Here is a 12,122-nt window from a genome sequence, read left to right as displayed (position 1 = left end):
GTTCTTGCGGCCGTCGCCCGATATGAGGCATGGGAATCAGCGGCGCGTGCGGCGCGCCGACTCGTCACGGCGCGTTCGGCCCCGTGTCGCCCGGGCCGCTTAGGGTGCCGGTATGAGCTTCCTCACCGTCGGCCACCGCGGCGTCATGGGCGTCGAGCCGGAGAACACCCTGCGGTCCTTCCGCCGTGCCGAGCAGGCCGGCCTCGATCAGATCGAGCTGGACCTGCACCTGAGCAAGGACGGCGCGCTGGTGGTGATGCACGACGCCGCGGTGGACCGCACCACGGACGGCAGCGGGCTGATCCGCGATCTCACACTGGCCGAGATCCGCACCCTGGACGCCGGTCTGGGCGAGCGGGTGCCGGTCTTCGGGGAGGTGCTCGACGCGGTGGACCGGCCGATCCAGGCCGAGATCAAGGACGCCGCGGCGGCCCGCGTGCTGGCCGGGGCGCTGCGCGAGCACGGCGTGACCGACCGGGTCAGCGTGCTGTCCTTCCACGACGACGCGCTGGCCGAGATCCACGCGCTGCTGCCCGACGTCCGCACGGTGTTGGTGGCCAGTGACCTCGGCCCGGAGATCGTGCCCCGCGCCCAGGCGGTCGGCGCGCGGCTGGTCAGCCTGGACCTCACCCGGCTCAGCCTGGACGTGGTCCGCCGCTGCCAGGCCGCGGGGATCGCGGTCATGGCCTGGACGGTGAACACCGCGCAGGACTGGGCGCTGGCCCGGGCACTGCGGCTGGACGGCGCCGCGACCGACCTGCCCGCGGAGCCCGCGGCATAGCGGCGTCCCGCCCGTGGCGTCCTGGACGAGCGGAGGGCGTCAGCCGAGCTTCTTGGTCAGCAGCTCGAACTCCAGGTCGTCGCGGGTCGGCTGCCCGAAGCGCTCGTCGCCGTAGGGGAAGGCACTGGTCTGCCCGGTCCTGGTGTAGCCGCGCCGCTCGTACCAGGCGATGAGGTCCTGCCGCACCGAGATCACCGTCATGTGCATCTCGGCGACGCCCCACTCGTCGCGCGCGAAGCGCTCCGCCTCCGCCATGACGGCCTTGCCGAGCCCGGCGCCCTGGAGCGTGGGGCGTACCGCGAACATCCCGAAGTACGCGTGGTCGCCGCGGTGCTCCAGCTGGCAGCAGCCCACCAGCCGGCCGCCGCTCTCGACCACGACCAGCCGGCTGTCGGCCCGCTCGATGACGGCGAGGACGCCCTCGGGGTCGGTGCGCTGCCCCTGAAGGATGTCCGCCTCCGTCGTCCACCCGGCGCGGCTCGCCTCGCCGCGGTAGGCGGACTCGATCAGCTCGACGAGCGCGGGGACGTCGTGTGCGGTGGCGGGTCGGAAGCCTGGGCCGGCGGCGGTGTCCATGGCCGACAGGCTAACCGAGCCGGTTCGGCCGCCGCGGGGGGTGTCCGGCCGCGCCCGCGGCGCCGCAGCGGGCGCCGGTACGCGCCCGGGGCCGTCCGGCGCGCGCGGCGGACGCACGCTCCCCCTTCCACCTCAGTGCGCTCGCGTGTGCGCCGCCGCGATTGGGCAGATTGTCCGCGGACCGCCGGTCGCACCGGGGCGGTCCGCCAGCCCGAGGGGGGAGGGGCGATGCACGGACCGCCGCTGGTGGCCTGGCTGCTCGTGGCGCTCAGCGCCGCCGCGGCGGTCTCGTGCGTGCTGCGCAAGGAGGCGCGCAGCGAGGCGCTGCTCGGCGTGGGGATGGCGGTGATGGCCGTACCGCTGTCCGTCTTCGAACCGCCTCGCTGGAGTACGGCGACGCTCGCGCTCGTCTTCGCCGCCGTCGCCGTGCACGCCCTGCGCCCGTCCGGGCACCGGGCGTCCCACCGGATGCACCACTCGCTGTGCGCCGGTGCGATGGTCTACATGTCGGCCGCGATGGCGGGAGCCGGCCCCGCCCACGCCGGCCATGCCGCGCACGCCACCGCGGGCACCCCGCTGCTGACCGGCCTGCTGCTGGCGTATTTCGCCGGGTACGTGCTCCGCGCCGGCAGCCGGCTGGCCATGCCCGACGGCCCGCACGGGCCGCATCTGGCCGTTCCGGTGGCGCCCGGCGGTGCGATACGGCTGCGGCACGCCCCCGAGGTGGCGGCGGCGTGCCGGGTGGCGATGGCCCTGGCGATGTTCGCGATGCTGCTGGCCCTGTGACGAGAGCGCTTTCACCGCCCCGCAGCCCTTGCGGCGCCTGCGGTCGGGTGGTTTCTGTGAGTGATGCGTCACATCAGGTGCCGGCTGCCCCCGCCGCCCACCGCGCGCTCCTAGGGTGATCGGCATGACGGTCCCGTTCGTGCTGCTGATCCTGGGCGCACTGGCGGCGGCGACGGCGCCGCGTCTGCTCTCCCGTGCCGACTGGCCGGACCGCGAACCGGTGCTGGCCCTGTGGGTCTGGCAGTGCGTGGTCGCCGCCGTGCTGCTGTGCTGCCTCTCGGCGCTGGCCCTTACCGCCTCGGCCGCCTGGGCGGCGGTGCGCTGGCACGTCTTCGCCTTCGCACCGCACGGCGTGGTCGACGCGTACGGCCTGTCCGGATACGGCCGCGGCGCGGGCACGTTGGCGGCGATGCTCGCGCTGGGCGGGCTGTGGACGGCGGCGATGCTCACCCGCGAGGTCCGCATCGCGCGCGGCAGGCGCCGGCAGCGCCGTGCCGAGCTGCGGCTGCGCTCACCGCGGCTGCCCGGTGAGGAGGTGCCCGCGGGCGAGCGCCTGGTCGTACTGGAGGACCCGAGGTCCGACGCCTGGTGGCTGTCGGGGGCGGAGCCGCAGCTGGTGATCACCACCGCGGCGCTCGGCCGGCTCAAGGGACGCCAGCTCGACGCGGTGCTCGCGCACGAGCAGGGGCACATGCGGGCCAGGCACGATGTGCTGCTGCACTGCGCGGGGGCGCTCGCCGGCGGTTTCCCGCAGGTGCCGATCTTCGCCGCCTTTCGCGACCAGGTGCACCACCTGGTCGAGTTGGCCGCCGACGACACCGCCTCGCGCCGCTTCGGTCGGCTCACCACGGCCCTGGCGCTGGTGGAGCTGAACGAGGAGCGCGGCGTCTTCGGCCCGGCTCCCGTACCGCTCGCCGCGCTGCCCGGCCGGGTGCACCGGCTGCTCGACCCGGCGCCCCGGCTGCCGCTGGGCCGCCGGGTGCGGATGAGCGCCTGCGCGCTGCTGGTGCCCGCGGTGCCGCTGCTGATCGCGTTCGGCCCGGGGCTCGGCGCCCTGAGCCGGTGACCGATCGGGCCGGCAGGGGTCGGGCGCCGGGCGCGCCGGCACCCGGCTCGCACATCGCCGGCGGCGGGCCGGCGACCCGACCTGGACAGGCGAGGCGATGAAGGCCAAAGGCTGCATGTTCGACTTCTCCGGCACCGTCTTCCGCATCGAGCCCTGCGCGGACTGGCTGCTCGGGGCACTGGACGCGGTGGGCGTCAAGGCGCCCGAGGACGAGATCGCGCACTGGGCCGCGCGCCTGGAGCGGTCGGGCGCCCAGCCCGGCGGGGCGCCGCCCGCCGATTGGCGACCGGACTCGGCCGAGGACTGGGCGCGGCGCGACCTCAACGCCGCGCTGCACCGGCGGGCGTACACAGCGCAGTCCAGGTCCAGCGGACTGCCGTGGGACATCCACGACGTGCTCTACGACCGGCACATGACCCCGGCGGCCTGGCGGCCGTACCCGGACGCCGCCGAGGTGCTGGCCGCGCTGCGGGAGCGGGGCGTGCCGGTGGCGGTGGTCAGCAACATCGGCTGGGACCCCCGGCCGGTCTTCGCCGCGCACGGCCTCGCGGACCTGGTCGACGCCTTCGTGCTGAGTTACGAGGTCGGCCGGCAGAAACCCGATCCGGCGATCTTCCACACGGCCTGCGCGCAATTGGGGCTGACGCCGCGGGAGACCCTGATGGTGGGGGACGACCGGAGAGCCGACGGCGGCGCGGCGGCGCTGGGCTGCCCGGTCTTCTTCGTGGACCACCTCCCGGCGGACCGCAGACCCGACGCGCTGCGCGGGGTGCTCGACCTGCTGGGCTGACCGGCCCTGGATGCGGCGGACGCCGGTCCCGGCGATCCCCCGCGTCGCCGGGACCGGCGCCCGTCCCCGTACCCCGCACGGACGCTGGCCCGGCGGGATGCGCTGAGTATATTGGCCCGGAGCCAGTCAACGCAGGAGTAAAGCATGTCCCCTCGGAGCGCTTCGGTCAATGAAGCGATGCGCAGGCGTTCCCGGGAACGGCTGCTGCAGGCCACCGTCGAACTCATCGAGGAGCGCGGTTACGAGGCCACCACGCTGGCCGACATCACGCAGCGCGCCGGTTCGGCCAGGGGCCTGGTGTCGTACTACTTCTCCGGCAAGCGGGCGCTGCTGCAGTCCGCCGTGCACCGCCTGATGGCGGCCGAGCTGGCCGCGGCACTGGAGCGCGAGCCCCGCACCGACGACGGGGAGGAACTGCTGGCCCGGGCCATCGACGCGATGCTCGGCGTCAGCGCGGGGCACACCACGCTGATGCGCACGCACATGGCCTCGATCCTCCAGGAGGAGGGCTTCATCCAGTGCCCCGAGCAGCAGCGGCTCGCGCAGCTGCTGCGCCACACGATGACCTGCTGGGGCGCGGCCGACCCGGAAGAGGAATACCGGCTGCTGCGGGCGCTGCTGATGGGCGCGTCGGTGGCCATGCTGCTGCCGGGGGCGCCGATGCCGATCCACCCGCTGCGGGCCGAACTGTTCCAGCGCTACGGGCTCCCCTGGGAGTCGGGGGCGCCGCCGGCGGGCGCCGAGGACTACGACCCGGTGGCCGTGCCCCGTCGCTCCCCGGTGGGCGGCATGCCGCCGGCGACGCGGGCCTGACCCGGGCGACGCCTCCGCCGGCGAGAGGTCACAGCCGCGGCAGCGACCCGAGGTCGACTCCCCCGCGCCTGGCCGCCCCGGGCCCGGCTACGGCAGGCGCCAGTCGACCGGCTGGGCGCCCTGGCGGATCAGCAGGTCGTTGGTGCGGCTGAAGGGGCGGGAGCCGAAGAAGCCGCGGTCCGCGGACATCGGTGAGGGGTGCGCCGACTCGATCGCCGGAAAGCCGTCGAGGAAAGGCCGCAGATTGCGGGCGTCGCGCCCCCACAGCACCGACACCAGCGGCTTGCCCCGGCCGGCGAGCGCGCGGATCGCCTGCTCGGTGACCTCCTCCCAGCCCTTGCCGCGGTGCGCGGCGGGCTTGCGCGGGGCGGTGGTCAGCGCCCGGTTCAGCAGCAGCACGCCCTGCCGGGTCCACGGGGTGAGGTCGCCGTTGGACGGCCGCGGCAGGTCCAGGTCGGTGGCCAGCTCGCGGAAGATGTTCTCCAGGCTGCCGGGCAGCTGGCGCACCTCGGCTGCCACCGAGAAGCTGAGCCCGACGGCCATGCCGGGCGTCGGATACGGGTCCTGCCCGACGATCAGCACCCGTACCTCGTCGAAGGGCTGCTGGAACGCGCGCAGCACGTTCGGGCCCGCCGGCAGATAGGTGCGGCCGGCCGCGATCTCCGCGCGCAGGAAGTCGCCCATCGCCGCGATCCGCCCGGCCACCGGGCGCAGCGCCTGCGCCCATCCCGGCTCGACAAGTTCGCTCAACTCTCGTGCTGCCACGGCCGATCACTCTACTGGCCCACCGCGTGCGCCCACGACCGCGAGCGGCCGCCCGCGGACCGGTCGCGCGGCCGGTGGAAGGGAGCCTCCCCCGGCTGGTGCTTGACGGTACCCTGCCCGGGTGACAACGCATTCGAATACCCCGGCGGGCTGGTACGCGGACCCGCAAGGCACTCCGAACCTGCTCCGCTACTGGGACGGCTCCCAGTGGACCGAGCACACCAACCCCGGTCAGGTGCCCCAGCAGCAGAGCGGGGGCAGCGCCTGGGAGCTGAACGTCAGCCGCACCCCCGACCCGGCGAAGGTGCAGCAGCAGGTGCAGCAGCAGGCGGGCGTGGCACCGAACGCGTACGGCGGCGGCACGCTGTTCACCGAGCCGGTGCTGGTGGTCAACCAGAAGGCCAAGCTCATCGAGCTGGTCAACGAGTACACCGTCTTCGACCAGCAGGGACGGACCCTCGGGTCGGTCGTCGAGGTCGGGCAGAGCACCGCGAAGAAGGTGCTGCGCTTCGTCTCCAGCGTCGACCAGTTCCTGACCCACAAGCTGGAGGTCAGGGACGCCCAGGGGCAGCCGCACCTGGTGCTGACCCGGCCGGCGAAGTTCATCAAGTCCAAGGTGCTCGTGCACCGGGCGAACGGTGAGCCGCTGGGCGAGATCGTCCAGCAGAACGCCTTCGGCAAGATCAAGTTCGGCTTCATGTACAACGGCCAGCAGATCGGCGCGATCAAGGCGGAGAACTGGCGGGCCTGGAATTTCGCCATCGTCGACCACACCGACACCGAGATCGCCCGGATCACCAAGACCTGGGAGGGCCTGGCCAAGACGATGTTCACCACCGCGGACAACTACGTGCTGCAGATCCACCGGCAGCTCGCGGACCCGCTGCTGAGCATGGTCGTCGCCTCCGCCCTGACCGTGGACACCGCCCTCAAGCAGGACTCCCGCGGGCTCGGCTGATCCGTGCCGGGCACAACGCACTGGGTGCTGGGCGTCGACTCCGGCGGTTCGGGGGTGCGGGTGGCGATCGCCCGGGCCGACGGGTCGGGCGGTCCTGGCGCGGTCGCCGACGACCGTCCGGTGGCGACCGGTGAGCGCGGCATCGACGCGGCGAGCCTGCTGGAGCGGGTGCTGCCGCGGGTGGCGGGACTGCTGCGCGAGGTGCCGGCCGGCTCGCTGACCGCGGCCTGCGTCGGCGCGGCCGGCATGGCGACGCTCGGCGACGACCTGCGCGCGGTGCTGCCCGCGGCGCTGGAGGAGGCCTTCGGCGTACGGGCGCTGGCGCTGGCCGGCGACGCCGTCACCGCCTACGCGGGCGCGCTCGGGATGCGTCCCGGCGTCGTGGTCGCGGCCGGCACCGGCCTGATCGCGCTGGGCACCTCGGGTGACGCCTGGCGGCGTGCCGACGGCTGGGGCCATCTGCTGGGCGACGCCGGCGGTGGCGCGTGGATCGGCCGGGCCGGCCTTGACGCGGCCATGCGCGCGTACGACGGCAGGGCGGGCGGCTCTGCCGCGCTGCTGGCCTGCGCGCAGGAACGCTTCGGCCCGGCGGGCTCGATGCCCGGCGCGGTCTACCCGCGCACCGACCGGCCCGCGGTGCTGGCGTCCTTCGCCCCCGACGTGGCGCGGTGCGCCGCGCAGGATCCGGTGGCTTCCGAGATCCTGCGGCAGGCGGCCCAGCACATCCTGGAGTCGGCCGCGGCCGCCCGGCCGGCACGCTCCGGCGAGACCGAGGTGGGCCTGGCCGGCGGCCTCTTCCGGATGGGCGAGCCGCTGCTCGGGCCGCTGCGCGACCAGGCGGAGTGGCTGCTGCCCGACGCGGTCCTGGTGCCCGCGGCCGGCAACCCGCTGGACGGCGCCCTGCTGATCGCGCGGGCGCTGCACCGCGACGGGCTGACGCTGCCCCAGGACGGCGCCCTGCTCCACGTCGCACGGCGATAGCCGCTGCTCAGAGCGTACGATGATGGGCGGGTGACCGAACGTCACCGGGGAAACGGACACTTCTGGACAGGTCTGGCCTGTCTCGTACCCGGCTGAGCGTGACGGCGCCGCAAGGCGTTAGCATGCGTCGCCATGAGCACTACCACAGGCGGCCCCGCCTCCGGCCTTCCCGTTCGCATGCCGCGCCCGCGCCAGACCGGACGCCACCGCCGACCGGAGGCGCTGTCCGCCCCCGAGGGCGCCCCGGTGCTGGTCCTCGCCGTCCCCGGCAATCCTTCCGCCGCCGTGTTGAGCCTGGCGGAGGAGGTTGTCAGCATCGCCCGCTCCGAGCTGTCCGGGCTCGACCCGCGGATCGGATTCGTGGACGGCGACGGTGACCAGGACAGCGAATTCCCGTCGCTGCGCAGCGTGCTCGACCAGGTCGCGGGCGAGCGTGCCGGCGAGGACACCGCGGCGGTCGTGGTGCCGCTGCTGGCAGGGCCGGAGGCGTCGGTGCTCCGCCGGATCCGGCAGGCCGTCGCCGACAGCAAGGCGCAGGTGGAGCTGACCGAGGTGCTCGGCCCGCACCCGCTGCTCGCCGAGGCGCTGCACGTCAGGCTCTCCGAGGCAGGCCTGGCCCGCGCCGACCGGGCGCGGCTGTTCACGGTGGCGACCGCCGCCGACGGCATCATCCTGGCCACGGTCGGCGGCGAAGAGGCCGCGCAGGCGGCGGGCGTGACCGGGCTGCTGCTGGCCGCCAGGCTCGCGGTGCCGGTGCTGGCCGCGGCGCTGGACGAGGACGGCGCCATCGCGCAGGCCGCCGAGCAGCTGCGGTCCTCCGGGTCCGGCACGCTGGCGCTCGCGCCGTGCCTGATCGGCCCGGAGATCGCCCCCCAGCTGCTGCACACCGCCGCCGCAGAGGCGGGCTGCTCGGGCGCCGACGCCCTGGGCCCCTACCCGGCGGTCGGCAAGCTGGTGGTCACGCAGTACGCGGCCGCGCTGGGCCTTGCGATGCAGCAGCACGGCGCGCCGATCCACTGACGGGCGAGCGGGCGTACGGTACGACGACGCGGCGGCGGGCCGCCCCTCCTTCGAGGGGCGGCCCGCCGCCGCGTTGCCGTAGGGGTGCGGCCCCCGGCTGTCAGACGAAGAGCACGCAGGACGCTGCGGGCACGTCGAGCGAGCCGGCCTGCTTGGGGATGCCCGTGGCCGGGTCGACGTCGAACCAGGTGACGTTGCCGGAGCGCTCGTTGGCGGCGTAGAGCCGGGTGCCGGACGGGTCGAGGGTCAGGTGCCGCGGCCAGTCGCCGCCGCAGCTGACCGTGTCCAGCAGTTCCAGGCTCTCGCCGATGTCGTCCAGGGCGAGCACCGCGATGCTGTTGTGCCCGCGGTTGGCCGCCCACGCGAACCGGCCGTCGTGCGAGACGACCAGCTCGGAGGGGTAGTTCTCGCCTTCGGCGCCCGCGGGCAGCACGCGGGTCTCGGCGACCGGGCGCAGGCTGCCGCGCTCGGCGTCCCAGGTGCAGACGGTGGCCACGGAGTCCAGTTCGTTGATCACGTAGGCGTGGCCGCCCGCGGGGTGGAAGGTCAGATGGCGCGGGCCGATGCCGGAGCGCAGGCCGAGTTCCCGTTCGATCTCCAGCTCGCCGGTGGCGTCGTCGAGTTCGCAGACCCGCACCGAGTCGGTGCCCAGGTCCACGCTGACCGCCCAGCGGCCGGTGGGGTCGGTCAGCACGGCGTGGGCGTGCGGGCCCCGCTGGCGCTCCGGGTTCGGCCCGTCGCCCTCGTGCTCCAGCAGCGAGCGCATCCCGCCGAGGCTGCCGTCGGCCTGGATCGCCAGCACGCTGACGCTGCCGGGCTCGGCGTAGTTGGCGGTCAGCAGGTGGCCGCGGTGGACGGTGAGGTGGGTGGGCGACCCGCCGTGCACGGAGACGGGGGCGCCGAGCAGTTCGGGGGCCGCGGGGTCGGCGAGCGAGAAGGCCGCCGCCGCGCCCTCGGGTTCGGTCTCGCTGACGGTGTAGAGCGTCCTGCCGTCGGGGGACGCCGCGAGGAACGACGGGTTGGGCACGACGGCGGTGTCCCCGAGAGCCGTCAGCGCACCCGTGTCCGGGTCGACGGTGGCCGTGGTGAGGCCGCGCCCACCCGCCGAAGTGAACGACCCGATGTAAACGTGCCCGGCCACTGCCGTACCTCTTCCGCCTGATGTCTGTACGGCGGCTGAGAGTAGTACCTGGCGCCGGGCGCGTCGCCCCCGGGGCCTCCCGCGGGCCGCCAGTGGCCCGCCGATGCGGCGGTCCGCCGGGGCCGTTGGGCGCTGCGGGCGGGCGCTTGCTGCGGTGATGGCTCAAAGTAGCCGGTCCCGCCCAGGCCATCAGTACGGTGATCATGACATCGCGACGATGGTGAGGAGACCGCGGGCCCATGCCCTTCGACGCCCTGGACGCCCGCATACTGCGGCTGCTCCTCGACCGGCCGCGTACCAGCGTCCGCGAGTACGCCCGCATCCTCGGCGTCGCCCGCGGGACCCTGCAGGCCCGTCTCGAACGGCTGGAACGCGACGGGGTGATCGTGATGGCGGGCCCCAGGGTCTCCCCCGCCGCACTGGGGCATCCGGTGCTGGCCTTCGTACGCATCGAGGTCGCCAGGGGTCACCTGGACGACGTGGCCGACGCGCTCGCCGGGGTACCCGAGATCGTCGAGGCCTTCTCCATCACCGGCAGCGGCGGTGACCTGCTGACCCGGGTCGTCGCCCGGGACAACGCGCATCTGGAGGGGGTCATCCAGCGGCTGGGCCGGCTTCCCGGTGTGGTGCGCACCCGCACCGAGATAGCGCTGAGCGAGCGCGTACCGCACCGGGTCCTGCCGCTGGTCGAGTCGCTGACCCCGGATCAGGGGCCCGAGCCGGACTCCGCCCCCGAGCCCGATCCCGATCCTCCGGAGGGTGCTCAGCGCGACGCCAGATAGTCCTTCGCGGCCTGCGGCGCCTTGGCGTACGACCCGGCGTCGAAGGGCGGCTGCGGGTCGTACTCGATGGCCAGTTGCAGGGCCTGGGCCGCGACGGGTCCGGCGATCAGCTCGGCCAGCCGCAGCGCCATGTCGATCCCGGACGACACCCCGGCGGCGGTGATGATCCTGCGCTGCTCCACGACGCGCTGCTCGGTGTACGTGGCGCCGTAGGACTCCAGGAGGTCGGTGGCGCTCCAGTGACTGGTCGCCCTGAGGCCTTCCAGCAGCCCCGCCGCGCCCAGCAGCAGCGAGCCGGTGCAGACCGACGTGGTCCAGGCGGTGGTGGCGTCGATCCGCCGGATCCAGTCGAGAAGCGCCTCGTTGCCGAGGTTCGCGCGGGCACCGGGGCCGCCGGGGACGACCAGGACGTCGGCCTCGGTGACGTCGGCGAAGGCCGCGGTCGCGGTCAGCGTCAGCAGGCCGGCCCCGTCGGTGACGGGTCCCGGCTCGGCGGCGGCGAAGACGACATCGGCGGCCGGCAGCATCCGCAGGACCTCGTAGGGGCCGACGGCGTCGAGCGCGGTGAGGCCCTCGAAGATCGGGAAGACGATGCGCATGGGTGGCCTTTCTGGCCGGGGACTCCCGGCCGGGAAATCAGGATGCTCGGCTCAGCGCACGGCGGAGTGCGGGGCGAAACGCCTGCGGTATTCCCCGGGCGTGACCTGCACGGTGCGTTTGAAGCTGCGCTGGAGGGTCTCGGGGTTGCGGTAGCCGCAGGCGCGGGCCACGGCGTCCACGGTGGTGCCGGTCGACTCCAGCAGCCGGCGGGCGGCCTCCACCCGGGCGCTGTCGACGTACGCCGCCGGGGTACGGCCGGTCTCGGCGCGGAAGACCCGGGTGAAGTGGCGCTCGCTCATACCGGCCCTGGCCGCGAGCGCCGGCACCCCGAGGTCGTCGGCCAGGTGGTCGGCGACCCAGTCGATGACGTCGCGCAGCGACTGCCGCTCGGGGCGCTGGGCGGCCAGCTGGGCGCTGAACTGCGCCTGGCCGCCGGGGCGCTGGACGAACATCACCAGTTGCCTGGCGACGGCCCTGGACACCTCGGGGCCGTGGTCCGCCTCGACCATTGCCAGGGCGAGGTCCATTCCCGCGGTGACGCCCGCCGACGTCCACAGGTCGCCGTCGCGGACGAAGATCGGGTCGGACTCGACCGTGACGCCGGGATGGCGCGCGGCGAGCCGCTCGCACATCGACCAGTGGGTGACCGCCCGCCGCCCGTCGAGCAGCCCGGCCGCGCCGAGCAGGAAGGCGCCACTGCACACCGAAGCGGTGCGGCGGGCCAGCCGGGAGGTGCGGGCGAACCAGTCCACGAAGGCCGCGTCCTGGCACGCCTGGTGGACGCCTCCGCCGCCGACGGCGACCAGGGTGTCCACCGGTCCGGTGGCCTCCCCTGTCGTCAGTGTCGGCGAGACCGCGAGGCCACCGCTGCTGACGACGGGACCGGGGGCCGCGGCCACCGTGTCCACGACCACCCGCGTCCCCTCCCCCGGACCCGCCGTCAGCCGCCCGGCCTGCACGAAGACCTCGTTCGGACCGGCGAGATCGAGCAGCTGGAAGCCGGGGAAGACGGCGAAGACGACACGGCGGGTGGTCATGCCCTCATCGTCGGCCGCGGGTCGCG

The 12,122-nt window shown here is 74.5% G+C and carries 14 protein-coding genes; 9 read left to right on the top strand and 5 right to left on the bottom strand.

Annotated elements, in window-relative coordinates; translation table 11 throughout:
* The first annotated feature begins 112 nt into the window (after positions 1–112).
* Positions 113–781 (top strand): glycerophosphodiester phosphodiesterase, encoded by a 669-nt coding sequence (locus tag BUE44_RS09245; RefSeq protein ID WP_073495982.1) that lies wholly within the window; start codon positions 113–115, stop codon positions 779–781.
* Positions 782–820: 39 nt separating this feature from the next.
* Here BUE44_RS09245 and BUE44_RS09240 read toward each other — a convergent pair whose 3' ends face one another.
* Complete coding sequence (locus BUE44_RS09240; RefSeq protein WP_073495980.1) at positions 821–1,357, bottom strand: GNAT family N-acetyltransferase; 537 nt, start codon at positions 1,355–1,357, stop codon at positions 821–823.
* Between the two features lie 228 nt (positions 1,358–1,585).
* Between BUE44_RS09240 and BUE44_RS09235 the strand changes: the two genes are divergently transcribed.
* The 4 genes from BUE44_RS09235 to BUE44_RS09220 all read left to right on the top strand — a co-directional run bounded on the left by BUE44_RS09235 (position 1,586) and on the right by BUE44_RS09220 (position 4,812).
* Entirely contained in the window at positions 1,586–2,143 is a 558-nt protein-coding gene (locus BUE44_RS09235) for a DUF5134 domain-containing protein (protein ID WP_073495975.1), read from the top strand.
* A gap of 124 nt (positions 2,144–2,267) precedes the next feature.
* Positions 2,268–3,209 carry a M56 family metallopeptidase gene (locus tag BUE44_RS09230; protein WP_073495973.1) on the top strand — a complete coding sequence of 314 codons (942 nt, stop codon included), beginning with the start codon at positions 2,268–2,270 and terminating at the stop codon, positions 3,207–3,209.
* Positions 3,210–3,306: 97 nt separating this feature from the next.
* Positions 3,307–3,999: an HAD family hydrolase gene (locus BUE44_RS09225; protein ID WP_073495971.1), complete on the top strand. Its 693-nt coding sequence runs from the start codon at positions 3,307–3,309 to the stop codon at positions 3,997–3,999.
* A 144-nt stretch (positions 4,000–4,143) separates the two neighbouring features.
* Positions 4,144–4,812 carry a TetR/AcrR family transcriptional regulator gene (locus tag BUE44_RS09220; protein WP_073495968.1) on the top strand — a complete coding sequence of 223 codons (669 nt, stop codon included), beginning with the start codon at positions 4,144–4,146 and terminating at the stop codon, positions 4,810–4,812.
* Between the two features lie 87 nt (positions 4,813–4,899).
* Here BUE44_RS09220 and BUE44_RS09215 read toward each other — a convergent pair whose 3' ends face one another.
* Positions 4,900–5,577, bottom strand: a complete 678-nt coding sequence (locus BUE44_RS09215; RefSeq protein ID WP_073495966.1) for a uracil-DNA glycosylase — start codon at positions 5,575–5,577, stop codon at positions 4,900–4,902.
* Between the two features lie 121 nt (positions 5,578–5,698).
* Between BUE44_RS09215 and BUE44_RS09210 the strand changes: the two genes are divergently transcribed.
* The 3 genes from BUE44_RS09210 (at position 5,699) to BUE44_RS09200 (ending at position 8,536) form a co-directional block, all read left to right on the top strand.
* Entirely contained in the window at positions 5,699–6,535 is an 837-nt protein-coding gene (locus BUE44_RS09210; RefSeq protein WP_073495964.1) for a phospholipid scramblase-related protein, read from the top strand.
* Between the two features lie 24 nt (positions 6,536–6,559).
* Positions 6,560–7,516: an N-acetylglucosamine kinase gene (locus tag BUE44_RS09205; RefSeq protein ID WP_322939796.1), complete on the top strand. Its 957-nt coding sequence runs from the start codon at positions 6,560–6,562 to the stop codon at positions 7,514–7,516.
* Positions 7,517–7,648: 132 nt separating this feature from the next.
* The gene (locus BUE44_RS09200) at positions 7,649–8,536 is read left to right on the top strand and encodes a sirohydrochlorin chelatase (RefSeq protein ID WP_073495960.1); all 888 of its coding nucleotides are present in this window, start codon (positions 7,649–7,651) and stop codon (positions 8,534–8,536) included.
* A 100-nt stretch (positions 8,537–8,636) separates the two neighbouring features.
* On the opposite strand, the gene BUE44_RS09195 is transcribed toward BUE44_RS09200, so the two are convergent.
* Positions 8,637–9,677 carry a lactonase family protein gene (locus BUE44_RS09195; protein WP_073495958.1) on the bottom strand — a complete coding sequence of 347 codons (1,041 nt, stop codon included), beginning with the start codon at positions 9,675–9,677 and terminating at the stop codon, positions 8,637–8,639.
* 239 nt (positions 9,678–9,916) lie between these two features.
* On the opposite strand from BUE44_RS09195, the gene BUE44_RS09190 reads away from it, so the two are divergent.
* Complete coding sequence (locus tag BUE44_RS09190; RefSeq protein WP_079189610.1) at positions 9,917–10,459, top strand: Lrp/AsnC family transcriptional regulator; 543 nt, start codon at positions 9,917–9,919, stop codon at positions 10,457–10,459.
* Here BUE44_RS09190 and BUE44_RS09185 read toward each other — a convergent pair.
* Together BUE44_RS09185 and BUE44_RS09180 are read right to left on the bottom strand one after the other, a co-directional pair.
* Complete coding sequence (locus BUE44_RS09185) at positions 10,441–11,058, bottom strand: DJ-1/PfpI family protein (protein WP_073495956.1); 618 nt, start codon at positions 11,056–11,058, stop codon at positions 10,441–10,443. The two genes, BUE44_RS09190 and BUE44_RS09185, sit on opposite strands and share 19 nt — an antisense overlap.
* A 51-nt stretch (positions 11,059–11,109) precedes the next feature.
* Positions 11,110–12,096: a GlxA family transcriptional regulator gene (locus BUE44_RS09180; RefSeq protein ID WP_073495954.1), complete on the bottom strand. Its 987-nt coding sequence runs from the start codon at positions 12,094–12,096 to the stop codon at positions 11,110–11,112.
* Positions 12,097–12,122 lie beyond the last annotated feature (26 nt).

The sequence above is a fragment of the Actinacidiphila paucisporea genome (assembly GCF_900142575.1).
Lineage (GTDB): Bacteria > Actinomycetota > Actinomycetes > Streptomycetales > Streptomycetaceae > Actinacidiphila > Actinacidiphila paucisporea.
This window is presented reverse-complemented; position numbering and strand designations above follow the sequence as displayed.